The organism is Flavobacterium sp. RHBU_3 (assembly GCF_046613565.1).
In the GTDB taxonomy this organism is placed as follows: Bacteria; Bacteroidota; Bacteroidia; order Flavobacteriales; family Flavobacteriaceae; genus Flavobacterium.
This window is the reverse complement of record NZ_JBKJHC010000011.1, coordinates 76,887-102,564: the sequence shown is the minus strand read 5'-3', so window position 1 is coordinate 102,564 and position 25,678 is coordinate 76,887. Positions and strand designations below refer to the sequence as shown.

Genomic DNA, 25,678 nt, shown 5'->3' with positions numbered 1-25,678 from the left:
TTAGCGCCGCAAATATCTTTAAAAAAAATGTTAAGACGGCAAAAACATTAGCAAAAATAGCAATTATAACAAATTAAAGTTCAATAATTTAAATTTTAACTTTCGGGCAATTATATTTGCTCCGTTACAATTCCTAAACAAAAACGTTATAATGCTTTTACTTAAACATTCTGAATATCAGATTGAAACAGGAACAGACGAAGCGGGCCGCGGCTGCCTTGCCGGACCGGTAACTGCTGCTGCTGTAATATTGCCCGACGATTTTGAAATGGACGAGCTGAACGACTCTAAACTACTTACGGAAAAAACGAGGAAACGGTTGCGTCCTATTATAGAAAAAAAAGCGATTTGCTACCATGTTGTGCACCTGGAACCTGTAATCATAGACGAGATAAACATACTAAACGCCTCTATACGTGCCATGCAGCAATGCATAACCGCGCTTACCCCAAGGCCGGAATACATTATAGTAGATGGTAATCGTTTTAAGCCTGTAGAAGATATACCGCACAGCTGCATTATTAAAGGAGACGGTAAATACCTGAGTATAGCCGCAGCATCGGTTTTAGCCAAAACGTACCGCGACGAATATATGGAACGTATTCATGAAGAATACCCCATGTATAACTGGAAAAAGAACAAGGGTTATCCCACAAAAGAGCACAGGGAAGCCATACGGAAATACGGACCTACAAAATACCACCGCATGTCGTTTCAGCTATTACCATCGCAATTAGAGATGGATTTTGGGCTGTAACAACTATTCAGCCGAAACAGCATTCGCAGATAACATCATTTCAGCTTCAAAAAGCTGCGCAAAATATTTCAGGATTTTTCCGCGTACTTCAGCCTCATCTACCTCACGATTCAGTTCAGCATGCATAGAGGTTACCGCCTTGCCGCGTATACCGCACGGAATAATGTTATCAAAATAACCCAGGTTAGCATTTACATTCAGTGCAAAGCCGTGCATGGTTACCCAGCGCGAAGCACGTACACCCATAGCACATATTTTTCGGGCAAATGGCGTACCTACGTCCAGCCACACACCGGTTTCGCCTTCACTGCGAGTGCCGGTAATACCGTAGTCTGCTAAAACCATAATCATGGTTTCTTCCATCAGGCGCAGGTATTTGTGTATATCGGTAAAAAAGTTTTCCAGGTCGAGTATAGGGTAGCCTACAATTTGTCCGGGGCCGTGGTAGGTAATATCCCCTCCCCTGTTTACTTTGTAATACGTGGCACCACGTTCTTCAAGCTGTTTTTCATTGATAAGCAGGTTACTAAAATCACCGCTTTTACCCAGCGTATATACATGCGGATGCTCTACAAACAGGAAATGGTTTGGCGTTTCAGTTTCGGTTCCTTCCCTGCGGTTGGCTATTTTTATATCAAGTGTTTTCTGGAAAAGCTGTTCCTGGTATTCCCACGTATCCTTATAATCCTTTTCACCTAAATCCTGCACAAATATTTTCCTGTTCATGGTATACAGCCTAATGTTTTACACTACAAATTTACGAACATATTGGCACAAAATCACCATACCGTATAGGCGTTAATTTCAAATTGCTTATTCATTAACATTCATTATCTTTGCAGGCTTAAAAACACTTTTAATTTTAATATATCATGCAGCTTTCAGAACAGGAAATCATCCGCAGAGAAAAACTGGACACGCTGAGAAACCTCGGCATTGAACCCTATCCCGCAAACCTTTTTCCGGTAGATACTACAAGTAAACAGGTTAAGGAAGATTTTTCTGAAGGTAAACAGGTGGTACTTGCCGGCCGTGTAATGAGCATGCGTATACAGGGTAAAGCCTCGTTTGCAGAGCTTCAGGACAGCGAAGGCCGTATACAAATCTACGTAAACCGCGACGAAATTTGCCCCGGAGAGGACAAAGCTAAATATAACGACCTGTTTAAAAAACTGATTGACCTGGGCGACTTTATTGGCGTAGAAGGTAAACTGTTTACCACACAGGTAGGTGAAAAATCAGTTTGGGTAACCGATTTTAAACTGTTAAGCAAAACCCTTCGTCCGCTTCCGCTACCTAAAACGGATGCCGATGGTAATACGTTTGACGGTTTTACAGACCCTGAGCTACGTTACCGCCAGCGCTATGTAGACCTTGTGGTAAATCCACAGGTGAAAGAGGTATTTGTAAAGCGTACCAAGCTGTTTAACGCCATGCGTAACTTCTTTAACGACAAAGGTTATTTTGAAGTAGAAACCCCTATCCTGCAATCTATTCCGGGTGGAGCCAGCGCAAGGCCGTTTATTACACACCACAACTCGCTTGATATTCCGCTGTATATGCGTATTGCAAACGAGCTGTACCTGAAACGCCTTATTGTAGGTGGTTTTGACGGTGTGTACGAGTTTAGTAAAAACTTCCGTAACGAGGGTATGGACCGTACCCACAACCCTGAGTTTACGGCTATGGAAATATATGTAGCCTACAAAGACTACAACTGGATGATGGAGTTTACCGAAAACCTGTTGGAGCACTGTGCCCTTGCAGTTAACGGTACTACCGAGGCTACCTTTGGCGAGCATAAGGTAAACTTTAAAGCACCGTACGCCCGTGTAACCATGACCGATGCTATTAAGCAATTCACAGGATTTGACATTACAGGCAAAACCGAAGCCGAACTGTTTGAAGCAGCACGAGGCATGGGCATTGCGGTAGACGAAACTATGGGTAAAGGCAAGCTTATTGATGAAATATTCGGGGAGAAATGCGAAGGCAACTTTATTCAGCCTACGTTCATTACCGACTACCCTATTGAGATGAGCCCGCTGTGTAAAAAACACCGCGAAAACCCTGAGCTTACCGAGCGTTTTGAGCTTATGGTATGTGGCAAGGAGATAGCTAACGCTTATAGCGAGCTAAACGACCCTATAGACCAGCGTGAGCGTTTTGAAGCCCAGCTAAAGCTTAGTGAGCGTGGCGACGTAGAAGCAGCCCAGTTTATTGATTTTGACTTCCTGCGTGCGCTGGAATATGGTATGCCACCTACATCGGGTCTTGGCATAGGTATGGACAGGCTTATCATGTTCCTTACCAATAACCCAAGCATACAGGAAGTATTGTTCTTCCCGCAAATGCGCCCGGAGAAGAAAGGCCCTGAGCTTACTGAAGATGAAAAAGCGGTTGCAGAGCTTGCTAAAGCTGCCGGACAACTTGCCCTGGACGCGCTTAAAACACAAGCAAACCTAAGCGGTAAGAAATGGGACGCTGCAATGAAAGGCCTTGCAAAACACGGATTACTAAAAGTAAGCCTTGAAGGTGAAACTAAAATAGTAGAATACAAAGGGTAATTTTTATCTTCTTTTATAAAGCAAAAAGGTTCGGCAATGCCGAACCTTTTTTTTGTTATCCTATTAATCGTTATTGTTTAATCAGTTTTTGTACGCTTACGCCTTTTTCAGTAGACACTTTTACAAAGTACATTCCGGTAGCACGCGAAGCAAGATCTATACTCACCTCAGTATCGTTAACCAGAAGCACTTCAAGCTGCCTGCCCTGAACATCATACAATACTACTTCCCTTATATTGCCTTGGGCTGTAATCCTTGTAACCGTAGTTGCAGGATTAGGAACCATTACCACAGTAGTATCTTTCTCAAAATCACCAGTACTTAGTGTAGCAAAAGCAGTTGTAGCTGTATTGGTTTGTATTGGCGCATTAAAATCAAACAGTATGTTAGACTGGCCTGCAACTACAGTATTTTGTAATAAACCTGTACGCGTTTTAACTTTAAAAATGATTGTACCATGCCCTCCATCACCAGCAACCACGTTAGCATCCTTCATCATAAACTCGGCACTATTACCTGCCACACGAGCAGTTAAACTATAGGTACTGTTTAATATTTCAAGCGTACTTATATCAAACAGAAGCGGATCAAACTGTTGTGTTATCACCACATTATTAGCTATAGCTGTTCCGGTATTGGTAAAGTTAACCACGTAATGCAGATATTCGCCTGCAGCACTAAGGGGCAGGGTATCACCCTCCAGGCACTCTATAAAGTTATCCTGCTGCGCGGCCTCCACCTTTTGGTTAAACACAAATGTATTATCAGACGGTAAAACATCACTCCCCGAACCCGTGCCCACCTGAGCTGTAAAAGGTACTGTATCGCCTGTAGTTATAGGTTGCGGAGCCGTACCATCGTTAAGAGTTAGTTCCATATTAATTTCCCTGGTCTCAAAAGGCCTCAGGTTTGTAAAATTCCAAACATAAAGATCCAGCGCCACATAACTGGGAGTGGGAGAAACACCTACAAAACTGCTAAAAGTATCATAATCCCACTGGCAGCTTATACCACCGTTTAGGGTTGTGTTACCTTTGTTTTTATACACCAGCTTATATTTTACATTGCCTCCCGGCACACCTTTATTTACTGGTACCATTACCACTTCCAGATCGTTAGCACTTGTAGTTGCAGCAATACAAAAATCCTGTTCAAACTCATTATTGGCTGTGTCTGTAAAAACAGCATCGCCCTGAGCAGGGCTTATGGTATAGTACGACGGAATCTCAGGATAGGGCTCTACAGAATAGCTGCCAATACCTGTGTAAAAATCATATTCGCCAAGTTCATCCGTAAACGTAAAGCTGTCATTTGTACCATCGTTAAGCTTTAACTTTATATAGCAATGTGGCGGATCTGAAACATCACAACCGTTACCTGCGAGGTCAAAAAGTACCGTACCGCCTATAGTGTTATAATCGCCACCCGGTGTAAAAGAACAATAGGTGTTTACCGTAACGCCTGTATATCCGTTTAATGAAAGTAATCCTTCTACAATGGCTGCCTCATCTTCGTCTACACATATATATTGCAGTGGATTTCCACTCCAGATATTTTCACCATATACATTCGACTGAGCCGAACCGTTCTTTATATTTATATATGAAATTTGGTTATAGTCGCAATTAAATGCATACAGTTGCGGACATTCAGAAAAGTCCAGTGAAGTAATATTATTATCAGAAAAATCTACAGCTTCAAGATATTCCAGCCCTGTACATGATACTGAGGTTAAGTAATTAGAAGATGCATCCACTACAAGCAGGTGCTGAAGCCCATCTAATGTTAAAGCAGTAATACTATTATAAGAACAATACAATTCCCGCAGGTCAGTCAAAACAGTTGCATCAAAAACAGTAAGCTGATTAAAGCTACAATCTAAAACCCTAAGATTAGAAAAACCCTCAATTCCGGCCAATGAGGTTATCATGGCATTACTTATGTGCAGCTCCCTTATTTCTTCTGCTTCGCTTTGTTGTATCTGGTTATCGCCATTGGTATCTATTACTACAGCATCGCCGCCATTATCCAGTGCAATACCGTTACTTGTGTTTGCACTAAGCAGCACAGCCATAAAGTTTGCATCCGATATATCGAGCACTTGCGCCTGCAAAAATGCAGCACAAAAAAACAGTAGTAAAGCAAGTATTCGTTTCATTTTCATATATTTTTTTAGCAGCACCACAAAAATATAAATCTTTAGCAATTTTAATAGAGCAACTGAGAATTTACAGCATATTGTTTAGAATTCGTTATAAAGACTTCAACAGTTCCTGTAAACGTTCTTTTTTCCTTTGGCTTATGGGTAAGTGGCTGTTGTCTATCATCACCGCATAGCCTCCATCCTTTTTTATATACGATTTTAAATACGCAAGGTTAATGAGGTGGCTTTGATGAATCCGCTCAAACCCCTGCTCACTAAGCAGGTCTTCATATTCTTTAAGCGTTTTGGCTATTAACACAGGCTTGCTGTTCTTAATATAGAACTTAGTATAATTGTCCTGGCTTTCGAGCCTTATAATATCGCCTACTTCAAAAAGGTGTATACCGTCTGACGTGCTCAGTGCAATGCGTTTAAACTTATCTACCTTTTTTCTGATATTCTCTAAAAGCAGGTCGATATGAGCGAAATTACTGTTAGCATCTAATGCTCCTTTAATCTTGCCTACTACTTTTTGCAACTCATCCGGGTCTACCGGCTTCAGCAAATAATCAAGCGCACTAAACCTGAAGGCTTTTACAGCATACTGCTCGTGCGCGGTAATAAAAACCACATTACTAACCAGTTTTCCGTGTTTTAAAGCATACTGCTCTAAAATGTCAAAACCGGTACCATCGCCCAGTTGTATATCCATAAATATAACATCGGGTTTGTACTTGTCTATAGCCGCAATACCGTTTTTTACACTGTCTGCCTCTCCGGCAATAAAAATTTCCGGGGCATACATAGCCAATAGCCCTTTCATGGCATTCCGAAGGTTATTATCATCGTCTATGAGCAGTGCAGATATCATTTGTTGTCAGATAAATATTGTACAGGTAAAGATAAAGTAATTTTTGTACCCTCGTTATCATTACCGGGGTTAAGGGATTCTATGGTTAAAAACGCTTTGCGTGAAGTATACGCTTCTATGACTTCCAGTCGTTTACGGGTAATTTCGAGCGCCATAGATTTATGAATAGACACCGAGTTTTCCTTAAGGCTCTTGCTCTTAGCTATCCCTATACCATCATCAGTAATGGTACAAATCAAATTGTCATTAACCACAGCAAAATTTACTGTAATAAGTCCTTTTTCTTTTTTAGGGACAATACCATGCATTATGGCATTCTCCACAAAAGGCTGTACTAACAAGGGTGGCATAGCAGTATCATCTTCTATAGACGGATCTTTTTCTATTTTAAAATCGAAAACATGGTTAAAACGAAGCTGCTCCAGTTCCAGGTAATTTTGCAGGCTTTCTATTTCTTTATCAATAGGAATCAACGACTCTTTACTGTATTCCAGCGTAAGGCGCATAAGCTTACTAAACTTACTGAGGTATTTTATAGCCGAATCGGTTCCGTTTTGTACAATAAAGCCCGATATAGCACCAAGGCAATTAAACACAAAATGAGGATTCATCTGTAAATGAAGTGCTTTTTGCTCATATCCTGCCAAATCACGCTGTAATGTAAGTGTTTTTTTAATTTGTCTGCGGTTGTATATAAGGAAACCGATACCAAATACAAACACAACAAACAATGCGGTAAAAATTATTTGCATCCGATGCCTTTTTACCTGCTCTTTATACAGTACCTGCTTCTTTTCTATTTCGAGTTTTCTTTCAGCTTCTTTCCTTTCAAACTCAAAATTCATTTCCTCACGCACAAGCGCTTTAAGATTGTTACTGTTTACAAGGCTATCATGTGCAGCAACATATTTCTTATAATGCTCAAAAGCATTTTTAACATCTCCCTGCTTTTCATATAATTCGCTTATAGCTTTTTCTGATACTTCTACCTGAGCCAAAGCCCCTATTTCAGCCGCTCCCTTAGCAGATTTCTGATAACAATTCAATGCTTCAGCTATCTTACCTTTTTTATCTGCAAGATTCCCTAAATATTCGTAGGAAGCAACAGAACCGAATAAATACCCCTCATTACCGAAGCACTTAAGAGCATCTTTATAATATAACTCTGCTTTATCATACTGCTCTAATTTCCTGTAATAATTACCAAAATCATTATAAAGTTCTCCCAGTGCCCTAAAGTCATTACTATCATTTAATAACGCCTTTGCTTTCATAAATGACTCATATGATTTCTCCATATTATCAAGACGAAGATAGGCAAGACCTATATTTGTATACGCCATTCCCCTTGGCGTTTTTTCATCATTATTAAGATATTCAAGGGATTTCTGATAATACAAAAGCGCCTTATCGTATTCTTTAAGTGATACATACACCACTCCTATACCGTTATACACTCTGGCCAGAACATCGTTTTGCTGCGAGGCCTTATAAAGCTTTAATGCCTTAAAGAAAAACTCAAGCGCCTTAGGATAGTCGTTTTGCTCATTACATACAAGCCCAATGCTTCCGTAAGCCATACCTAAAGCTTCTGTAACTTCTTTACCCGGTTTGTTCTTGTATTGTTTTTCTGAAATAATCCTGGAATCGTTAAAATATTTAAGTGCCTCCGGATAGCTACTTTGCATTACAGCTGCATTACCAAGGTTTATTAATGCCAGGGATTCCTGTACAGGCATTTTATATCTTTTGGCCAGCATATGAGCCTTTAGCGCATATTCCCGGCCCTTATCTATAGAAATTTCCAGATATTCGCCTGCAATGTTGTTAAGGTAGCTAACCCTTGTTGTATCGTTTTTTACCTGCTTTAACTCCGCAAAAAGCTTATCCAGCGCAGCATTTTGAGCATAAGCGCTTAAGCCTGAAAAAAACAGGAGAAAAAAAACTATTTTCAAAAACTTCATAAACAAGGACTTATTCTAAAAACAAAAGTACTACATACATTTTAGAATATATACACTATTTAGAATTCGATAGAAACGGATTAGAATTTGCATAGAAAAAGTACCCATTACTGGAGTATTATTCTCATTGTTTAATAAGCCTTCGGGCTATGCTGCCATTATCAGTAGTAATTTTTACTATGTATACGCCCGCAGGCTGCGCTGCTATGTTTATAACTGCACTGCTGCTTGTAGGTCGCACTTTTTGCACCAGCCTACCTGTTATGTCATACACGCATATTTCCGTAATGCCTGATGAAGCCTCAAGGGTAACCAAATCTCTCGTAGGGTTAGGGTAAATCTGTATATCATTTAACTCAAATTCATCAGTTGCAGCGGTATTTTCATATACCGTTACCGCTTCGTTAGTAGCTAATGGTTCGTTATAGTCAAATACAATACTGGCCTGGCTCATTACCGAATCGCCTTCGGTAAGGGTTTCCAGCGATTTTATCTTGTAGGTAACGCTACCCTGTCCCTGTGGCGACAGGTCTATATCATTAAACCTGAACTCAAGGATGTTGTTTTCTAATGAAGGTGTCACATTGTGGGTGCTGCCTAATATTTCTATTGAACTTACATCATATTTGGCTGTATCTATAGCACTGGTAACAATTACAAAATTTGCAGCCGCAGTACCTATATTTTCAAAATTTATGGTATAGTGCAGGTACTCCCCTATTTTAGTTACCGGTTCAGAATCGCCTTCAAGGCAAACGATATTGTTAGGGTCTAAGGATGCCATTACTTCCTGGCTGAAGTCAACCTGATTATTCTCCGGGGTTTCATCTTCCTGGCTTATACTTCCTGTAAACGAAAACTCAAGAATATCGCCAAGCAAAACCGGCGGAGTACTGGTTGCCGTATTAGCATGCAGGGTTAGCACTATAGTACGGGTTTCAAAAGGCTGTAAATCTGAAAAATCCCACACAAGCAAACCCGTAGCAAAACTTGTGTAAGGTACTGTTGCAGTGACATAATCAAGCGCACCATCATCATAGGTAAACGAAACAGTACCATTAAGGGTTTGGTTACCGTTATTTTTATAGATCAGCCAATAATTCCTGTCATTACCTGCAACAACAGCGCTAAAAGCCCCAACAGTTACCTCAAGGTCATTATGCACCCCCACAGGCACTATACAAAAATCCTGGTTTACCACTGTACCGTTTAATTCACTGAAACTTATGGTTGGCGCTACAGTGGCATCTGCAGCAAAATATTCTAACCCAAGCAAGTCAAGTGACAGTTCATAATCACCCGTTTCAGCAACAAAATTATAATAACCTGACGGCGATGTCCATATCGACGATGTGGTACCATCGTGTATCGATGTAACCTTTACAAGTGGCGACGCAGGATCTGTACTCTCGCATCCATCACTTTCAAAGTCAAAATGCACAGTGCCGGTTATGTTATTGTTTTCTTCACCGTTTACTGAACAGATGGTTGAAAATTCAATGTTTTCGACACTTACCTCAGTGCTGAATTCTGACATTGCAACTATAGCATTATAAGCCAAATCGTACTCCCCTTCATCAAGGCATATATAATTCAGGCTTGTGCATGCACCAAAAGTCTCCAAATCAAAATAATCTATATGATTGTTTTTTAAATATATTGAACTTAAATAAGTACACCCAAATACATTAAAATACTCTAATTCTGTTTGTGCAGAAAAATCAAGAGTGGTAAATAAATTATTTCCCGCAGTAATTTCTGACAGGTTAACAGGAGACAAATCTATTTCCGTAAGCAGATTACTACTGCAATGCAATTCATTCAGGCTTGTAAGCCCTGTAAGGTCTAAGCCGGTCAATTCATTCATTCCGCAATTAAGGAATGTAAGCCCCGTACATCCGCTAAGGTTAAGCGAGGTAAGCGAATTGTTATACAGGTTCATATTAGCCAGGTTAACCATACCCGACACATTTAATGCTGTAAGGTTGTTATTGCTTTTACAGATAAATTCGGTAAGGTTAGTAAATGACTGTATACCTGCCAGGTTACTAAGCCCTATATTATTCGCTATATTCAGCCGGTATACCAGCTGTGCTTCAGCCTCCTGGATTTCCCCGTCGGCATTGGCATCTACAACCATACTGTTGCCACTTATATCCCTTGCCCGTTGGTTAGTAGCTGTAGCCCCAAGCAGGAAATTTTTAAAATTAGCATCAGGGATATTCACAATCTGTGCAGAAGCAATTGCAGTAACAAGCAATAGTGCTAAAAGTAATTTTTGTTTCATAATTGTACGGTGGTTTTCCTTTAGAACAATTTAAACACAAAATACCCTATATGCCGTGCACAAAAAAAGCCCCGCCAATGGCGGGGCTAAATATCATAGAACCTTAATGATTAAGCTTTTACTTTAAAAGCTTTTTCACCAGGGAAGTAAGCTACTTCACCAAGTTCTTCTTCTATACGAAGAAGTTGGTTGTACTTAGCCATACGGTCTGAACGTGAAGCAGAACCGGTCTTAATCTGGCCACAGTTAAGGGCTACAGCAAGGTCGGCAATAGTGTTGTCTTCAGTTTCACCCGAACGGTGCGACATTACAGATGTATAACCGGCATTGTGCGCCATGTTTACAGCAGCAATAGTCTCAGTAAGTGTACCTATCTGGTTTACTTTAATAAGGATAGAGTTAGCTATACCTTGGTCAATACCCCTTGAAAGACGCTCTACGTTAGTAACAAATAAATCGTCGCCTACAAGCTGTACTTTATCACCAATTTTCTCAGTAAGCAGTTTCCAGCCAGCCCAGTCATCTTCATACATACCATCTTCAATAGAGATGATAGGGTATTTAGCAGCAAGCTCAGCAAGGTATTCTGCCTGCTCTTCTGAAGTACGGATTTTTCCGGTTGGGCCTTCAAATTTAGAGTAGTCGTATTTACCGTCTACATAGAACTCAGAAGCAGCACAGTCAAGAGCGATTTTAACATCGCCGCCAAATGTGTAACCTGCTTTTTCTACTGCAAGTTTAATAGTATCAAGGGCATCTTCTGTACCACCTTCAAAGTTTGGTGCAAAACCACCTTCGTCACCTACAGCAGTGCTAAGACCACGGTCGTGAAGTACTTTTTTAAGGTTGTGGAATACTTCAGTACCTATTTTCATAGCGTGAGTGAAGCTTTCTGCCTTTACAGGGAAAATCATGAACTCCTGGAACGCGATAGGCGCATCTGAATGCGAACCACCGTTTACAATGTTCATCATTGGTACAGGAAGCGTATTACCAGATACACCGCCTACATAACGGTAAAGTGGAAGGCCAAGCTCATTAGCAGCAGCTTTAGCTACAGCAAGAGACACACCAAGGATAGCGTTAGCACCCAGGTTAGACTTGTTAGCTGTACCATCAAGCTCTATCATTGTTTTATCTATAGCATTTTGCTCAAATACAGACATACCTACAACAGCAGCAGCAATAGTAGTGTTTACATTTTCTACAGCCTTAAGAACGCCTTTGCCCATGTAATCTTTACCACCGTCGCGAAGCTCTACGGCCTCGTGCTCACCGGTTGAAGCTCCTGAAGGCACTGCAGCCCTGCCAAGAACACCGTTTTCTGTAATTACATCTACTTCTACCGTTGGGTTTCCACGAGAATCCAGTATTTGCCTGGCGTGTACTTTGATAATAATACTCATAATTGCTTTCGGTTGTTTTAAAAGTTTAATTATTGTGTTTACCTTTTTCTATGTTTTCTATAAACTGGTCAAACAGGTAGCTGGCATCGTGTGGCCCCGGGCTAGCCTCAGGGTGATACTGTACCGAGAAACAGTTTTTACTTTTCATACGCATACCGGCTACAGTGCCGTCGTTTACGTGTACGTGTGTAATTTCAAAGTCAGGGTGCTGCTCCAGCGCCTCCCTGTTTACCGCAAATCCGTGGTTTTGCGACGTTATTTCGCCTTTACCGGTTACAAGGTTCTTAACCGGGTGATTAATGCCCCTGTGACCGTTAAACATCTTGTAAGTAGGTATACCATTTGCAAGCGCAAGAACCTGGTGCCCTAAACAGATGCCAAATACAGGCTTATTATCTGCAAGTATATTACGTGCTACTTCCTGGGCGCTAAACAGCGGATCCGGGTCGCCGGGACCGTTTGAAAGGAAGAAACCATCGGGGTTAAACTCTTTCAGGTCGGCATATGTAGCGTCAAAAGGATATACTTTTACGTAGCAGTCTCTTTTTACAAGATTGCGAAGAATATTTTTCTTTATACCAAGATCCAGTGCCGAAACTTTGTACTTAGCATCCGGGTTACCTACAAAATAAGGCTCTTTAGTAGAAACTTTACTACTCAGCTCCAGCCCCTTCATATCAGGAACAGCAGCAAGGCGCTTTTTAAGGTCTTCTATATCTACATCCTGCTCTGTACAAATTGCGGCATTCTGAGCACCGTTATCGCGTATGTAGCTTACAAGCGCGCGGGTGTCTACATCTGAGATGGCTACAAGATTATGTTTTTCAAAATACTGTTGTAAACTCTCAGTAGAATTAACCCTTGAGTGGTTAAAGCTAAAGTTTTTACAAACAAGGCCCGAAATCATAATGCTGTCTGCCTCTACTTCTTCTTCATTAGTACCATAGTTACCTATGTGAGCATTAGAAGCTACCATTATTTGCCCATAGTACGATGGGTCTGTAAAAATTTCCTGATAGCCTGTCATACCGGTATTAAAGCATACCTCGCCAAATACAGTGCCTTCTAAGCCAACAGATTTGCCATAAAAAATTGTTCCGTCTGCCAGTAGTAGGATCGCTTTATTCCTGCTTTTGTATTTCATTTAAGTAGTGTAATATGTTGTTGTGTTGCGTGCAAATTTACTATAAATTTTCGTGATGATAAAAGTATGGTATTACTTTTACATTAAGCGTAGCCTATAACGGTTAAGCCTTGCCAAAAAAAAAGGACAAACTATAAAGTTTATCCTTTTTATATAGAAAAATCAGTTGTTCATGATTATTCTGCGGCTTCAGTGTTTTCTGTAGTATCAACAGCAGGAGCTTCTGCGGCTGCAGGGGCAGCATCGGCTTTCTTAGAAGTACGGCTACGACGAGTTGTCTTTTTAGCCTCTTTCTTAGTTACGTTGTACAGTTCATTGAAGTCTACAAGCTCGATCATTGCCATATCAGCGTTGTCACCAAGACGGTTACCAAGCTTAATGATACGGGTATATCCACCCGGACGATCGCCTACTTTAGCAGCTACTTCGCGGAAAAGCTCAGTAACGGCATATTTATTACGTAGGTAAGAGAAAACAATACGCCTGTTGTGGGTAGTATCTTCCTTAGCTTTAGTTACTAAAGGCTCAATATAAACTTTAAGCGCCTTAGCTTTTGCAACAGTCGTATTAATACGCTTGTGCTCTATAAGTGAGCAAGCCATGTTAGCCAGCATCAGTTTCCTGTGACCAGCTTGCCTGCTTAGGTGATTAACTTTTTTACCGTGTCTCATTGTCTGTAAATTTAAACCTGTTCCTTACGGATTGTACAGGTTATTCTTTATCTAATTTGTATTTGCTTAGATCCATTCCGAAGTGAAGGTTCTTAGAAGCTACAAGCTCATCAAGCTCTGTAAGCGACTTTTTACCGAAGTTACGGAACTTCATTAAGTCATTTTTATTGAAAGATACCAGGTCTCCTAATGTATCCACTTCAGCCGCTTTTAAGCAATTCAAGGCCCTTACAGACAGATCCATGTCTACAAGCTTCGTCTTAAGAAGCTGCCTCATGTGAAGTGATTCTTCATCATAAGATTCTGTTTGAGCAATTTCATCGGCCTCAAGTGTTATCCTTTCGTCAGAGAACAGCATAAAGTGGTGTATCAGCGTTTTTGCTGCCTCTGTAAGCGCATCCTTAGGGTGTATAGAACCATCTGTGATGATTTCGAAAACCAGCTTTTCATAGTCAGTTTTCTGCTCTACACGGAAGTTTTCTATTGTATATTTTACGTTCTTTACCGGAGTAAAGATTGAATCTGTAAATATAGTACCAATAGGAGCGTTTTGCTTTTTGTTCTCCTCAGCCGGTACATAACCACGGCCTTTTTCTATAGAAAGTTCCATGTTTATGTTAATGCTGCTGTCCATGTTGCAGATCACAAGCTCCGGGTTAAGCACCTGGAAGCCTGAGATAAATTTCTGGAAGTCACCTGCAGTAAGCTGGTCTTTACCGGTAAAAGATATAGAAACACTTTCGTTATCTACATCCTCTATCTGGCGCTTAAAGCGAACCTGCTTCAGGTTAAGGATAATTTCTGTAACATCTTCAACAACCCCGGGGATAGTAGAAAACTCATGCTCAACACCTTCGATACGAACAGATGAAATAGCATAACCTTCTAACGAAGAAAGCAAAACTCTTCTAAGTGCGTTACCAACTGTCAATCCATAACCTGGTTCCAAAGGGCGGAATTCAAATTTCCCTTGGAAATCGGTTGAATCGATCATGATAACTTTATCGGGCTTCTGAAAATTAAATATTGCCATATTGTCGACTAAAATGTCAATTATTATTTGTTATACAACTCAACGATTAGTTGTTCTTTGATGTTTTCCGGTATCTGGATCCTGGCAGGAGCGTTTACAAACGTACCTTCCTGAGTATCGTTGTTCCAGGTAATCCACTCATATACGTGAGCAGAGTTAGATAAAGAATTTGTGATAGTTTCAAGTGATTTTGATTTCTCACGTACAGCAACTTTATCGCCGGCTTTTAGGTGGTAAGAAGGGATGTTAACCACTTCACCGTTTACTGTAATATGCCTGTGGCCTACTATCTGACGTGCAGCACGACGAGATGGAGCAATACCCATACGGAATACTACGTTATCTAACCTTGCTTCGCAAAGTTGAAGTAGTACTTCACCGGTTACGCCTTTAGTAGCAGCAGCTTGCTCATACAGGTTACGGAATTGTTTCTCAAGGATACCGTAAGTGTATTTTGCTTTCTGCTTTTCCATTAGCTGAACAGCATATTCAGATTTCTTACCCCTTTTCTTGGCTAAACCATGTTGTCCCGGAGGGTAATTTCTTTTTTCGAAGGCTTTGTCGTCTCCGAAGATCGCCTCACCAAATTTACGGGCGATTTTAGTTTTTGGACCAGTATATCTTGCCATTTCTAAAAATTAAAACGAACAGGGGATTATGAATTCAGGTTCCATCCTACGATAATCCTTGCCCTGTTCTTGTTATACTCTAATATAAAATTAAACTCTCCTTCTCTTCGGAGGGCGGCAACCATTGTGTGGTAGCGGAGTTACGTCGATGATCTCAGTAACTTCAATGCCTCCGTTGTGAATAGACCTGATAGCAGACTCACGTCCGTTACCTGGACCCTTAACGTAAACTTTTACTTTCTTAAGGCCAGCCTCAAGAGCTACTTTACCACAATCTTCAGCAGCCATTTGTGCAGCATATGGTGTGTTCTTTTTAGAACCACGGAAACCCATTTTACCTGCAGATGACCACGAAATAACTTCACCTTTCTTGTTTGTAAGCGAGATGATGATGTTATTGAAAGTAGCGCTGATATGAGCTTCGCCTGTAGATTCTACTATAACTTTACGTTTTTTGGTATTCGCTTTAGCCATTCTACTATTTATTATTTAGTTGCTTTTTTCTTATTAGCAACAGTTTTCCTCTTACCTTTTCTTGTCCTTGAGTTATTCTTGGTACGTTGGCCACGTAGTGGAAGACCAGCCCTGTGGCGGATTCCCCTGTAGCAACCAATATCCATAAGGCGCTTAATGTTAAGCTGTATTTCAGAACGAAGTTCACCTTCTATCTTGAAGTAAGAAACTGCATCACGGATGGCGCTGATTTCATCATCGTTCCACTCGTTTACTTTCTTATCTTCACTTACCTGAGCTTTGCTCAATATTTCTTGTGCCCTGCTTTTTCCAATACCAAAGATGTATGTTAAAGCAATAACTCCTCGTTTGTTTTTAGGTACATCTACCCCTGCAATTCTTGCCATAATTATCCTTGCCTTTGTTTAAATCTAGGATTCTTTTTGTTAATAACGTATAATCTGCCTTTCCTGCGCACTATAATGCACTCGGCACTTCTTTTCTTAACTGATGCTCTTACTTTCATTTTAGTATTTAGCTTTAGTATCTATAAGTAATTCTTGCTTTAGACAAATCATAAGGGCTCATTTCCAGTTTCACTTTGTCGCCCGGAAGCAACTTAATGTAGTGCATACGCATTTTGCCTGAAATATGAGCAATTACCACGTGCCCGTTTTCTAATTCAACACGAAACATGGCATTTGATAATGCCTCAATAATTGATCCGTCTTGTTCTATTGCTGATTGTTTTGCCATAAAAATTATTAAGCTACAGCTTTTCTGTTTTTACCACTCTTCATCAATCCATCATAGTGCCTGTTCAGCAGGTAAGTATTTATCTGCTGTATGGTATCGATTGCAACCCCTACCATAATAAGCAGTGAAGTACCTCCGTAGAACAATGCCCATTGTTGCTGAACGCCGAAGTTATGCACTACTGCCGGGAACACGGCAAGTAAAGCAAGGAACAACGCTCCTGGTAGTGTAACAAGCGACATAATCCTGTCCAGGTAGTCTCCGGTTTCTACACCAGGCCTTACGCCAGGTATAAAACCTCCACTCCTTTTAAGGTCGTCTGCCATCTTGTTAGTAGGCACCGTAATGGCGGTGTAAAAGTACGTAAAAATTATAATTAATAAAGCAAATACGCAATTATAGGCTAAACCAAACACATTCTGAAAGTTAGCTGTAAAAGATTGAGCCGTATCAGACTGAGAAAGGCCTGCCAATGCAGCAGGAATGAACATAATAGCCTGCGCAAAGATGATAGGCATAACACCACTGGCGTTTAATTTAAGTGGAATCCACTGGCGGTTACCGCCAAACATATCCTGCTCAAAATCGCCCGATGCTGTGCGCCTTGCATATTGTACCGGTATTTTCCTTACGGCCATAACCATAAGAATACACGCTATAATTACCCCAAGCCAAACTACAACTTCAAGAAGCAGTTTTAGAGGACCACCGTTGTTTTGTGTTACCACAGAGGTGAACTCCTGTACAAATGCCTGAGGCAGCCTTGCAATAATACCTACAAGGATAAGAAGCGATATACCGTTTCCTATACCTTTATCAGTAATCCTTTCACCAAGCCACATTGCAAAAATGGTACCGGTTACAAGAAGTACGATAGAAGATACAATGAACTCTGTCGAATCTGACGGAATTAGGAATGCACCCGGAGTATCGTTAAGCTGACGGTGCAGGTTGAAGATATAACCAGGCCCTTGTACAAACGTAATTAGTATCGTTAGCCAACGGGTAATCTGGTTAAGCGTACGCCTGCCGCTTTCCCCCTCTTTCTGCAGTTTCTGCAGGTATGGTATAGCTATACCCATAAGCTGCACCACGATAGATGCAGATATATATGGCATAATACCCAATGCAAACACAGATGCTTGCGAAAACGCACCACCTGTGAATACATCGATAAGCCAACCGATACCGTTATCAGCCTGCTTAGTTAAGTTTCCAAGCCTTTCAGCATCAATACCGGGAAGCGTTACGTGTGCACCAAAACGGTATACAAGTAATAATCCCAAAGTAACTAAGATACGGTTCTTTAGTTCTTCAATCTTCCAGACATTTTTAAATGCTTCAAAAAATTTCTTCATAAGGCTTTAATTGGGGTTATAAACTTACAGCTTCACCACCAGCAGCTTCAATAGCAGCTTTAGCGGCAGCAGTAAATTTGTGGGCACTAACTTTTAGTTTTGCCTTCAGCTCTCCTCTTCCTAGTATTTTTACCTCTTCATTTTTAGTAGCCAGGCGGTTTTCTACAAGTACTGTAAAATCTACAGCATCTGTAACAACACCTTTGTCTACAAGAGCTTGAAGTGTGTCAAGGTTTACACCTGCATACTCCTTACGGTTGATGTTATTAAAACCGTACTTAGGAACACGTCTTTGAAGTGGCATCTGTCCACCTTCAAAACCTATCTTTTTAGAGTAACCAGAGCGTGATTTAGCACCTTTGTGGCCACGTGCAGCAGTGCCGCCTTTGCCAGAACCTTCACCACGTCCTACCCTTTTATTTTGATTATGTACTGAACCCTCAGCCGGTTGTAAGTTACTTAAATTCATTGTCGTTCAAGTATTAGTTAGCTTCTTCTACAGAAACTAAATGTTTAACTTTGTTTACCATTCCAAGGATAGCAGGAGTAGCATCGTGCTCTACAACTTGCCCAAGCTTACGAAGGCCTAGAGACTCTAGCGTAAGTTTTTGTGTTTGAGGGCAGTTGATCTTGCTCTTTATTTGTTTTACTTTTATTTTTCCCATGATTTCCCTTGAATTAACCTTTGAATACTTTTTCTAAAGAAATACCCCTTTGTTTTGCAACAGTAACGGCACTCCTCATTTGTAGTAGAGCATCAAAAGTAGCTTTAACAACATTGTGAGGGTTAGATGAACCCTGAGATTTAGACAATACGTCGTGTACACCTACTGATTCAAGTACGGCACGTACAGCACCACCGGCAATAACTCCGGTACCATGAGAAGCTGGCATAAGCAGTACGCGAGCACCGCCAAATTTACCTTTTTGCTCATGAGGTACGCTGTGTCCGCTAAGAGGAATCCTTACTAGGCTTTTCTTAGCATCTTCTACAGCTTTAGCAATGGCTTCAGATACGTCTTTAGACTTACCAAGGCCATGGCCTACTACACCGTGCTCGTCTCCTACTACTACGATAGCAGAGAAACCGAATGCCCTACCACCTTTAGTAACTTTAGTTACACGATTTACAGCTACCAGGCGGTCTTTAAGTTCAAGGCCGCTAGGTTTTACTAGTTCTACGTTTTTATAATTATGATACATAATTTCTCTTAGAATTTAAGTCCGGCTTCCCTTGCGCCTTCAGCTAATGATTTAACACGTCCGTGGTACAGGTAACCACCCCTATCAAAAGAGATAGTTGATATACCGGCCTGTAGAGCCCTTTCAGCAACAAGTTTGCCTACTGCAGCTGCAGTTTCAATGTTAGTTCCTTTTTCAACACCTTTCTCACGAGAAGATGCAGAAACAAGAGTTACACCGTTTGTATCGTCAATGATCTGTGCGTAGATCTCTTTGTTGCTCCTGAATACAGAAAGACGTGGCTGAGATGCAGTTCCGCTTACAATCTTCCTGATCCTGTACTGAATCCTTTGTCTTCTTTCAGATTTATTTAATGCCATGATCTTTTAATTTTTAAGCTGATTTACCTGCTTTTCTCCTTAGAACCTCACCAACAAACTTAACACCTTTTCCTTTGTAAGGCTCAGGCTTACGGAAAGAACGAATCTTAGCCGCTACTTGCCCAAGAAGTTGTTTGTCAAACGACGAAAGTTTGATGATAGGGTTTTTACCTTTTTCTGTAACAGTTTCTACAACTACTTCAGGTACAACCTCAAGTACAATGTTGTGAGAGAAACCTAAAGCTATATCCAGTTTTTGACCCTGGTTAGAAGCCCTGTAACCAACACCTACAAGCTCAAGCTCTTTTGTAAAGCCTTCGTTTACACCTGTAATCATGTTGTTTATAAGAGCCCTGTACAATCCGTGTTTAGACCTTTGAACTTTATGATCAGAAGACCTTTCCACTATTACCTGACCTCCTTCTACTTTTATGGTTACATCTGAGTAATCCTGAGTAAGCTGGCCTTTTTTTCCTTTTACGGTAACCACGCTTTCTGTAACTTCTACAGTTACACCAGCTGGTATTGTGATTGGATTTTTACCTATTCTTGACATCGTGTAAAGTCTTTTAGATTAGTAAACGTAGCAAATTACTTCACCACCTACATTGTTTTGCCTTGCTTGCTTATCAGTCATAAGACCTTTTGAAGTAGAAACAATAGCAATACCAAGTCCATTAAGAATCCTTGGAAGTGTAGTAGCGCCCGAATACTTACGTAGACCTGGCTTACTTATCCTTTGGATGTCTTTAATTACCGACTCTTTAGTCTCTTTGTCGTACTTAAGAGCGATTTTAATGGTACCTTGTACACTACTGTCATCGAATTTGTAGCTAAGGATGTACCCTTGGTCAAATAAAATCTTGGTGATTTCCTTTTTAAGGTTTGATGCAGGGATTTCCACTACTTTGTGGTTTGCCCTTACAGCATTTCTTACCCTTGTAAGGAAGTCAGCGATAGGATCTGTATACATATTTGTTTATTTGCGGTAACGGTTTTCGGCCCTGTCGGGCCGAACCTGGTACCAATTATACTCTTTTTTTTATTACCAGCTAGACTTTTTAACACCCGGTATTAGGCCGCTGTTAGCCATTTCACGGAATGTAACACGTGATATACCGAACTGGCGCATATAACCCCTTGGTCTTCCTGTTAGTTTGCAACGGTTGTGCAGACGTACAGGCGAAGCATTTTTAGGTAGTTTTTGTAGGCCTTCATAATCTCCGGCTTCTATAAGAGCCTTCCTTTTTGCAGCATACTTCTCTACCAATTTCTCCCTTTTTACCTCGCGGGCTTTCATTGATTCTTTAGCCATGTCTTAATTCTTTTTAAAAGGTAAACCTAGTTCTGTTAATAGTGACTTTGCTTCTTTGTCTGTTTGCGCAGAAGTTACAAAGGTAATATCTAAACCTGATATTTTGTTAACTTTATCAATATCAATTTCAGGGAAAATGATTTGCTCAGTTATACCCAGGTTATAGTTACCCCTACCGTCAAAACCAGTAGCCTTAATACCGTTAAAATCACGTACTCGCGGCAGAGAAGCTGTAATAAGCCTGTCAAGGAATTCATACATCCTTTCGCCACGTAGCGTAACTTTTGCACCGATAGGCATACCTTTTCTTAGTTTAAACGTAGCAACGTCTTTCTTAGATATGGTAGAAACCGCTTTTTGTCCGGTGATTTTTGTTAGCTCGTCTACTGCATAGTCGATAAGTTTTTTATCAGATACAGCGGCGCCAACACCACGGCTAAGAACGATTTTTTCAAGTTTAGGAACCTGCATAACGTTCTTATAACCGAATTCTTCTTTAAGAGCAGCAACAACACGGTCCTTATACTCTTGTTTTAATCTTGGTATATAAGCCATGACTATAGTACTTGATTAGATTTTTTTGAAAATCTCACTTTCTTATCTCCTTCAGTCCTAACACCTGTTTTAGTAGCTTCCTTAGTTTTAGGATCTACAAGTGCAATGTTAGAAATATGGATAGGAGCTTCTTTTTTTACGATACCACCCTGAGGGTTTTTAGCGCTTGGCTTAGTGTGCTTAGACACAAGGTTAACGCCTTCTACGATCGCTTTGTTTTTCTCACGAAGTACACGCAGTACTTTACCTTCGCTACCTTTGTGGTCGCCGGCAATTACTGTTACAGTGTCTCCCGATTTTATTTTTAGCTTCGTCATCTTAATAACAATTAAAGCACTTCAGGTGCCAGTGATACAATTTTCATGAATTGTTTTTCACGAAGTTCCCTTGCTACAGGACCAAAAACACGTGTACCCCTCATTTCACCAGCAGCGTTTAACAACACACATGCGTTGTCATCAAACCTGATGTATGAACCGTCAGCACGACGTACTTCTTTTTTGGTACGAACAACTACTGCAGTAGATACAGCACCTTTTTTAACGTTTCCGTTTGGTGTTGCGTCCTTAACGGCTACTACAATTTTATCTCCAACAGAGGCATAACGACGTTTCGTTCCTCCTAGAACACGGATAGTTAAAACTTCTTTAGCTCCCGTGTTATCTGCTACTTTTAGTCTAGATTCCTGTTGTACCATAATTACTTCGCTCTTTCAATGATTTCAACTAACCTCCAACATTTTGTTTTACTTAAAGGTCGTGTTTCCATGATCTTTACTGTATCACCTATGTTACAGTCGTTCTTTTCGTCGTGTGCTACAAACTTCTTAGTTTTTAGTACGAACTTTCCATATAGTGGGTGTTTAACACGTGTAACCTGGGCAACCACGATTGATTTGTCCATTTTGTTACTGGTAACTACACCTATACGCTCTTTTCTTAAATTTCTGTTTTCCATCTTTCAGCAGATACAATTATTGTAACTCTTTTTTGGTTAGCTCTGTAGCCACCCTTGCTATAGACCTGCGTACAGACCTAAGTTCAAGTGGGTTTGCTATCGGAGAGATAGCGTGAGCTGATTGTAGGTCGGCATATGTTTTCTTAAGCTCACCAAGTTTACTCTGTAACTCAGCTGCAGATAGATTCTTTATCTCTGATTGTTTCATAATAAAATTGGATTATGCTTCGAAATCTCTGGCAACGATAAACTTAGTTTTCACCGGTAGTTTCTGAGCTGCAAGGCGTAGTGCCTCTTTAGCTACAGATAGAGGCACGCCTCCTACTTCAAACATAATACGTCCCGGTTTTACAACGGCTGCCCAGTATTCTACGGCACCCTTACCTTTACCCATACGTACCTCTAGAGGCTTCTTAGTGATAGGTTTATCCGGGAATATTTTAATCCACAACTGTCCTTCCCTTTTCATGAAACGGGTTGCAGCGATACGTGCAGCCTCGATTTGACGAGAAGTAATGAAAGAATAATCTAAAGATTTTATACCAAACATACCATTTGAAAGTTCGTGACCCCTTTGAGACACGCCCTTCATTTTACCTTTCTGTACCTTACGGTATTTCGTTCTTTTAGGCTGTAACATTTTTCTTTAGTTTAAGGGATTACTTTCTTTTGCGCTGGTTTGGTTTACCATCCCTGTTTGGCCTACCGCCTTGAGGTCTGTCTTGAGATCCTGCAGATTTAGACTTTTGTTTGTCCATACCTGCTAACGGAGAAAGATCTCTCTTACCGTAAACTTCACCTTTCATGATCCATACCTTGATACCCATCCTACCGTAGGCAGTGTGAGCTTCTGCAAGAGCATAGTCAATATCGGCACGGAAAGTTGATAGAGGAATACGACCTTCTTTGAACATTTCTGAACGTGCCATTTCAGCACCGTTAAGACGACCAGAGATCATTACTTTTATACCTTCTGCGTTCATACGCATAGCGGCAGCAATAGCCATTTTAATAGCCCTCCTGTAAGAGATACGGCTTTCAATCTGGCGAGCAATGCTGGTACCTACAAGGTAAGCATCCAGCTCAGGCCTTTTAATTTCAAAGATGTTGATTTGAACCTCTTTGTCAGTAATTTTCTTAAGTTCTTCTTTTAGCTTGTCTACCTCCTGGCCGCCTTTACCGATAATGATACCCGGACGAGCAGTAGTGATAGTAACGGTTACAAGTTTAAGAGTCCTCTCGATGATTACTTTACTTACACTAGCTTTAGATAAACGGGCATGGATATATTTCCTGATTTTGTGATCCTCGGCAATTTTGTCGCCGTAATCATTTCCACCATACCAGTTAGAATCCCAACCCCTGATGATACCAAGGCGATTTCCTATTGGATTTGTCTTTTGTCCCATGTTTATTAGTTGCTTTGTGTATTATTGTTAGTAGCTCCAAGCACAATAGTTACGTGGTTTGAGCGTTTCCTTATCCTGTGGGCACGACCCTGCGGTGCAGGCCTTAGCCTTTTTAGCATAGCGCCACCGTCTACCGTGATTTCTTTTACAAAAAGACCGGCTTCTTCAAGATTAGCATCAGCGTTCTTTTGCTGCCAGTTGTTAATGGCGCTAAGAAGTAGCTTTTCTATTTTACCAGAAGCGTCTTTTGCATTGAATTTCAGTATGTTTAGGGCTAGTTCAACTTTTTTACCCCTCACCAGGTCAGCAACGATGCGCATTTTCCTTGGCGAAGTAGGGCAGTTGTTAAGTTTTGCAAAAGCAATTGACTTATTAGCCTCTTTTCTAGCCTCAGCTGTTTCTCTTTTACGAACTCCCATTGCTCTTATTTTTTACCTTTATTTTTAGCACCAGCGTGGCCCCTGAAAGAGCGGGTTGGTGAAAATTCTCCTAATTTATGACCTACCATGTTTTCTGTTACATAAACCGGAACGAATTGACGTCCGTTGTGTACTGCGATAGTCTGTCCAACAAAATCCGGGGTAATCATAGAAGCGCGAGACCAAGTCTTAACCACACCTTTATTACCACCAGCAATGTTTTCCTGAACTTTCTTTTCTAGTTTATAGTGTACGAAAGGTCCTTTCTTTAATGAACGTGCCATATCTTACTTATTATTTCTTTCTACGTTCTACGATATACTTATTCGACGGGTTAACTTTAGAACGAGTCCTGTAACCTTTAGACGGAAGACCTTTCCTTGAGCGTGGGTGACCTCCTGAAGAGCGTCCTTCACCACCACCCATCGGGTGATCTACCGGGTTCATAGCTACCGGTCTTGTTCTTGGCCTACGGCCTAACCAACGGCTTCTACCTGCCTTACCAGAAACGATAAGCTGGTGATCCGAGTTAGAAACAGCTCCTATTGTAGCGCTGCAGGTAAGAAGGATAAGCCTTGTTTCACCTGACGGCATTTTTATAGTAGCATATTTACCATCCCTTGCCATAAGCTGAGCAAATGTACCTGCACTACGTGCAATTACAGCACCCTGGCCCGGACGTAGTTCGATGCAAGATATAACAGTTCCCAGAGGAATTTTACTTAAAGGAAGAGTGTTACCAATTTCCGGAGCAGCATTTTCTCCTGAAACTACGGTTTGGCCTACCTGAAGTCCGTTTTGTGCAATTACATAAGTTTTAGCACCGTCCACATACGTTAATAGGGAAATAAACGCTGAACGGTTCGGGTCGTATTCTATTGTTTTAACCGTAGCAGGAACTCCAGCTTTAGTACGTTTAAAATCAATAACACGATACCTTTGTTTGTGACCACCGCCTGTATAACGCATGGTCATTTTTCCTTGACTATTTCTACCGCCTGAGTTTTTTTTCGGAGCTAGTAATGAACGCTCCGGCTTATCAGTTGTTAATGTGTCAAAGCTATTAACAACTCTAAAACGCTGACCCGGGGTAATAGGTTTTAATTTTCTAACTGACATTTTCTATTAGATATTGTTGTAAAAATCTATTGTTTCACCCTCTTTTACCTGTACAACTGCTTTTTTGTAAGCACTTGTTTTACCAGAGATTAAACCACTCTTAGTGTATTTAACCGATCTATCAGCCCTGTAAATCATTGTGTTTACATCAGTAACAGATACGTTATAAGCAGCCTCTACAGCTTTCTTAATTTCAATCTTGTTAGCTTTTTTGTTTACAATGAAACCAAAACGGTTAAAAACTTCACCGTCTTTAGTTATCTTTTCAGTGATGATAGGCTTAATTATGATACTCATATTCCC

General features: G+C 40.7%; 35 protein-coding genes. 2 read left to right on the top strand and 33 right to left on the bottom strand.

What is annotated here, in order from left to right; genetic code table 11:
• Positions 1 to 151 precede the first annotated feature (151 nt).
• Complete coding sequence (locus tag ACLI1A_RS15515) at positions 152 to 757, top strand: ribonuclease HII (protein WP_411409590.1); 606 nt, start codon at positions 152 to 154, stop codon at positions 755 to 757.
• A gap of 3 nt (positions 758 to 760) precedes the next feature.
• Here ACLI1A_RS15515 and lipB read toward each other — a convergent pair whose 3' ends face one another.
• Positions 761 to 1,483, bottom strand: a complete 723-nt coding sequence (lipB, locus tag ACLI1A_RS15510) for a lipoyl(octanoyl) transferase LipB (protein ID WP_411409589.1) — start codon at positions 1,481 to 1,483, stop codon at positions 761 to 763.
• 146 nt (positions 1,484 to 1,629) lie between these two features.
• Between lipB and lysS the strand changes: the two genes are divergently transcribed.
• Entirely contained in the window at positions 1,630 to 3,324 is a 1,695-nt protein-coding gene (gene lysS, locus ACLI1A_RS15505; RefSeq protein ID WP_411409588.1) for a lysine--tRNA ligase, read from the top strand.
• 70 nt (positions 3,325 to 3,394) lie between these two features.
• Here the strand turns inward: lysS and ACLI1A_RS15500 are convergent, their stop codons facing one another.
• The 32 genes from ACLI1A_RS15500 to rplW form a co-directional block, all read right to left on the bottom strand.
• A complete protein-coding gene (locus tag ACLI1A_RS15500; RefSeq protein ID WP_411409587.1) occupies positions 3,395 to 5,482 on the bottom strand; it encodes a T9SS type A sorting domain-containing protein in 2,088 nt (695 codons plus the stop codon).
• Between the two features lie 94 nt (positions 5,483 to 5,576).
• Entirely contained in the window at positions 5,577 to 6,338 is a 762-nt protein-coding gene (locus ACLI1A_RS15495; RefSeq protein WP_411409586.1) for a LytR/AlgR family response regulator transcription factor, read from the bottom strand.
• A complete protein-coding gene (locus ACLI1A_RS15490; protein WP_411409585.1) occupies positions 6,335 to 8,302 on the bottom strand; it encodes a tetratricopeptide repeat protein in 1,968 nt (655 codons plus the stop codon). The genes ACLI1A_RS15495 and ACLI1A_RS15490 overlap by 4 nt, the downstream gene beginning before the upstream one ends.
• A 124-nt stretch (positions 8,303 to 8,426) precedes the next feature.
• The gene (locus tag ACLI1A_RS15485) at positions 8,427 to 10,589 is read right to left on the bottom strand and encodes a T9SS type A sorting domain-containing protein (protein WP_411409584.1); all 2,163 of its coding nucleotides are present in this window, start codon (positions 10,587 to 10,589) and stop codon (positions 8,427 to 8,429) included.
• A 110-nt stretch (positions 10,590 to 10,699) separates the two neighbouring features.
• Positions 10,700 to 11,995: a phosphopyruvate hydratase gene (gene eno / locus ACLI1A_RS15480; RefSeq protein WP_411409583.1), complete on the bottom strand. Its 1,296-nt coding sequence runs from the start codon at positions 11,993 to 11,995 to the stop codon at positions 10,700 to 10,702.
• A gap of 25 nt (positions 11,996 to 12,020) precedes the next feature.
• Positions 12,021 to 13,139 (bottom strand): glutamine-hydrolyzing carbamoyl-phosphate synthase small subunit, encoded by a 1,119-nt coding sequence (gene carA, locus ACLI1A_RS15475; protein ID WP_411409582.1) that lies wholly within the window; start codon positions 13,137 to 13,139, stop codon positions 12,021 to 12,023.
• Positions 13,140 to 13,315: 176 nt separating this feature from the next.
• Positions 13,316 to 13,810, bottom strand: coding sequence for a 50S ribosomal protein L17 (rplQ, locus tag ACLI1A_RS15470; protein WP_411409581.1), 495 nt, complete (start codon positions 13,808 to 13,810; stop codon positions 13,316 to 13,318).
• Between the two features lie 40 nt (positions 13,811 to 13,850).
• On the bottom strand, positions 13,851 to 14,843 hold the full coding sequence (locus tag ACLI1A_RS15465) for a DNA-directed RNA polymerase subunit alpha (RefSeq protein ID WP_411409580.1): 993 nt from the start codon (positions 14,841 to 14,843) through the stop codon (positions 13,851 to 13,853).
• A gap of 23 nt (positions 14,844 to 14,866) precedes the next feature.
• Complete coding sequence (gene rpsD, locus ACLI1A_RS15460) at positions 14,867 to 15,472, bottom strand: 30S ribosomal protein S4 (RefSeq protein ID WP_411409579.1); 606 nt, start codon at positions 15,470 to 15,472, stop codon at positions 14,867 to 14,869.
• A 90-nt stretch (positions 15,473 to 15,562) separates the two neighbouring features.
• Positions 15,563 to 15,946: a 30S ribosomal protein S11 gene (rpsK, locus tag ACLI1A_RS15455; protein WP_411409578.1), complete on the bottom strand. Its 384-nt coding sequence runs from the start codon at positions 15,944 to 15,946 to the stop codon at positions 15,563 to 15,565.
• 11 nt (positions 15,947 to 15,957) lie between these two features.
• Positions 15,958 to 16,332: a 30S ribosomal protein S13 gene (gene rpsM / locus ACLI1A_RS15450; RefSeq protein WP_411409577.1), complete on the bottom strand. Its 375-nt coding sequence runs from the start codon at positions 16,330 to 16,332 to the stop codon at positions 15,958 to 15,960.
• A gap of 2 nt (positions 16,333 to 16,334) precedes the next feature.
• Positions 16,335 to 16,451 carry a type B 50S ribosomal protein L36 gene (gene ykgO, locus ACLI1A_RS15445; RefSeq protein ID WP_002987490.1) on the bottom strand — a complete coding sequence of 39 codons (117 nt, stop codon included), beginning with the start codon at positions 16,449 to 16,451 and terminating at the stop codon, positions 16,335 to 16,337.
• A 14-nt stretch (positions 16,452 to 16,465) separates the two neighbouring features.
• Complete coding sequence (gene infA / locus ACLI1A_RS15440; protein WP_026714631.1) at positions 16,466 to 16,681, bottom strand: translation initiation factor IF-1; 216 nt, start codon at positions 16,679 to 16,681, stop codon at positions 16,466 to 16,468.
• Between the two features lie 8 nt (positions 16,682 to 16,689).
• Positions 16,690 to 18,039 (bottom strand): preprotein translocase subunit SecY, encoded by a 1,350-nt coding sequence (secY, locus tag ACLI1A_RS15435; protein ID WP_411409576.1) that lies wholly within the window; start codon positions 18,037 to 18,039, stop codon positions 16,690 to 16,692.
• A 16-nt stretch (positions 18,040 to 18,055) separates the two neighbouring features.
• The gene (gene rplO, locus ACLI1A_RS15430) at positions 18,056 to 18,508 is read right to left on the bottom strand and encodes a 50S ribosomal protein L15 (RefSeq protein WP_411409575.1); all 453 of its coding nucleotides are present in this window, start codon (positions 18,506 to 18,508) and stop codon (positions 18,056 to 18,058) included.
• Between the two features lie 13 nt (positions 18,509 to 18,521).
• Positions 18,522 to 18,704, bottom strand: coding sequence for a 50S ribosomal protein L30 (gene rpmD / locus ACLI1A_RS15425; protein WP_411409574.1), 183 nt, complete (start codon positions 18,702 to 18,704; stop codon positions 18,522 to 18,524).
• A 13-nt stretch (positions 18,705 to 18,717) separates the two neighbouring features.
• Positions 18,718 to 19,242: a 30S ribosomal protein S5 gene (rpsE, locus tag ACLI1A_RS15420; protein WP_411409573.1), complete on the bottom strand. Its 525-nt coding sequence runs from the start codon at positions 19,240 to 19,242 to the stop codon at positions 18,718 to 18,720.
• 8 nt (positions 19,243 to 19,250) lie between these two features.
• Positions 19,251 to 19,601: a 50S ribosomal protein L18 gene (rplR, locus tag ACLI1A_RS15415; protein WP_411409572.1), complete on the bottom strand. Its 351-nt coding sequence runs from the start codon at positions 19,599 to 19,601 to the stop codon at positions 19,251 to 19,253.
• Between the two features lie 13 nt (positions 19,602 to 19,614).
• Positions 19,615 to 20,157, bottom strand: coding sequence for a 50S ribosomal protein L6 (rplF, locus tag ACLI1A_RS15410; protein ID WP_411409571.1), 543 nt, complete (start codon positions 20,155 to 20,157; stop codon positions 19,615 to 19,617).
• Positions 20,158 to 20,175: 18 nt separating this feature from the next.
• Positions 20,176 to 20,574, bottom strand: coding sequence for a 30S ribosomal protein S8 (gene rpsH / locus ACLI1A_RS15405; protein WP_411409570.1), 399 nt, complete (start codon positions 20,572 to 20,574; stop codon positions 20,176 to 20,178).
• A 72-nt stretch (positions 20,575 to 20,646) separates the two neighbouring features.
• On the bottom strand, positions 20,647 to 20,916 hold the full coding sequence (gene rpsN / locus ACLI1A_RS15400) for a 30S ribosomal protein S14 (RefSeq protein ID WP_322625147.1): 270 nt from the start codon (positions 20,914 to 20,916) through the stop codon (positions 20,647 to 20,649).
• A gap of 3 nt (positions 20,917 to 20,919) precedes the next feature.
• Positions 20,920 to 21,471, bottom strand: coding sequence for a 50S ribosomal protein L5 (rplE, locus tag ACLI1A_RS15395; protein WP_411409569.1), 552 nt, complete (start codon positions 21,469 to 21,471; stop codon positions 20,920 to 20,922).
• A gap of 2 nt (positions 21,472 to 21,473) precedes the next feature.
• Entirely contained in the window at positions 21,474 to 21,788 is a 315-nt protein-coding gene (gene rplX / locus ACLI1A_RS15390; RefSeq protein ID WP_411409568.1) for a 50S ribosomal protein L24, read from the bottom strand.
• Positions 21,789 to 21,799: 11 nt separating this feature from the next.
• The gene (gene rplN, locus ACLI1A_RS15385) at positions 21,800 to 22,168 is read right to left on the bottom strand and encodes a 50S ribosomal protein L14 (protein WP_116787132.1); all 369 of its coding nucleotides are present in this window, start codon (positions 22,166 to 22,168) and stop codon (positions 21,800 to 21,802) included.
• Positions 22,169 to 22,170: 2 nt separating this feature from the next.
• Positions 22,171 to 22,428 (bottom strand): 30S ribosomal protein S17, encoded by a 258-nt coding sequence (gene rpsQ, locus ACLI1A_RS15380; RefSeq protein WP_411409567.1) that lies wholly within the window; start codon positions 22,426 to 22,428, stop codon positions 22,171 to 22,173.
• Positions 22,429 to 22,444: 16 nt separating this feature from the next.
• On the bottom strand, positions 22,445 to 22,636 hold the full coding sequence (gene rpmC, locus ACLI1A_RS15375) for a 50S ribosomal protein L29 (RefSeq protein WP_411409566.1): 192 nt from the start codon (positions 22,634 to 22,636) through the stop codon (positions 22,445 to 22,447).
• A 12-nt stretch (positions 22,637 to 22,648) separates the two neighbouring features.
• Positions 22,649 to 23,068 (bottom strand): 50S ribosomal protein L16, encoded by a 420-nt coding sequence (gene rplP / locus ACLI1A_RS15370; RefSeq protein ID WP_072781252.1) that lies wholly within the window; start codon positions 23,066 to 23,068, stop codon positions 22,649 to 22,651.
• Between the two features lie 19 nt (positions 23,069 to 23,087).
• Positions 23,088 to 23,837, bottom strand: a complete 750-nt coding sequence (gene rpsC / locus ACLI1A_RS15365) for a 30S ribosomal protein S3 (protein WP_411409565.1) — start codon at positions 23,835 to 23,837, stop codon at positions 23,088 to 23,090.
• Between the two features lie 5 nt (positions 23,838 to 23,842).
• Positions 23,843 to 24,256, bottom strand: coding sequence for a 50S ribosomal protein L22 (gene rplV / locus ACLI1A_RS15360; RefSeq protein ID WP_411409564.1), 414 nt, complete (start codon positions 24,254 to 24,256; stop codon positions 23,843 to 23,845).
• A gap of 5 nt (positions 24,257 to 24,261) precedes the next feature.
• The gene (gene rpsS / locus ACLI1A_RS15355; RefSeq protein ID WP_073583326.1) at positions 24,262 to 24,540 is read right to left on the bottom strand and encodes a 30S ribosomal protein S19; all 279 of its coding nucleotides are present in this window, start codon (positions 24,538 to 24,540) and stop codon (positions 24,262 to 24,264) included.
• A gap of 10 nt (positions 24,541 to 24,550) precedes the next feature.
• Positions 24,551 to 25,375: a 50S ribosomal protein L2 gene (gene rplB / locus ACLI1A_RS15350; protein ID WP_411409563.1), complete on the bottom strand. Its 825-nt coding sequence runs from the start codon at positions 25,373 to 25,375 to the stop codon at positions 24,551 to 24,553.
• Positions 25,376 to 25,381: 6 nt separating this feature from the next.
• Positions 25,382 to 25,672 (bottom strand): 50S ribosomal protein L23, encoded by a 291-nt coding sequence (rplW, locus tag ACLI1A_RS15345; RefSeq protein ID WP_411409562.1) that lies wholly within the window; start codon positions 25,670 to 25,672, stop codon positions 25,382 to 25,384.
• Positions 25,673 to 25,678 lie beyond the last annotated feature (6 nt).